Source organism: Gluconobacter sp. P1D12_c, assembly GCF_018812105.1.
Classification (GTDB): domain Bacteria; phylum Pseudomonadota; class Alphaproteobacteria; order Acetobacterales; family Acetobacteraceae; genus Gluconobacter; species Gluconobacter oxydans_A.
The window spans coordinates 1-367 of the sequence record NZ_JACSIQ010000828.1 but is presented as its reverse complement, the minus strand read 5'-3'; the positions used below and the strand labels follow the sequence as shown (position 1 = coordinate 367).

General features: G+C 46.9%; 1 protein-coding gene. It reads right to left on the bottom strand.

Annotation, left to right across the window (positions count from 1 at the left end; translation table 11 throughout):
* Positions 1–367 (bottom strand): hypothetical protein (locus tag KP705_RS19395; RefSeq protein WP_215765493.1); only part of this gene is annotated, 367 nt, incomplete at both ends.

Sequence of the window (367 nt, the reverse complement as noted above, 5' to 3'; positions counted from 1 at the left end):
TCATATATGCGGACGTTCTCACCGCAGGTGATAACCATGTACCGCAGATACTTCCCCTTATTCGGGAGAATGTTATCAATCCAATAGGTCAGCTCATTCCTCAACTGGCGACGCTCAGCAACAGCAACAGCAGGAATGAACATGATATGCCTAAACTGTTCATCCATCTGCTTAGCTAATCCAGACAGCAAACCCACCTTGAAAAAGGTGCCATCCTGCTTCTTACGCCTAGACGGAATCCCCAGACCTTCAAGCCTGTCATCAATGCGATCAGATTGAAGCCTTATGGCCTCATCCCTGCCAATGCGTTCAAGATGTTTAAACACATCAACCTTGTTCCCACTGTTGCGACGAAGAAGCTCATAAA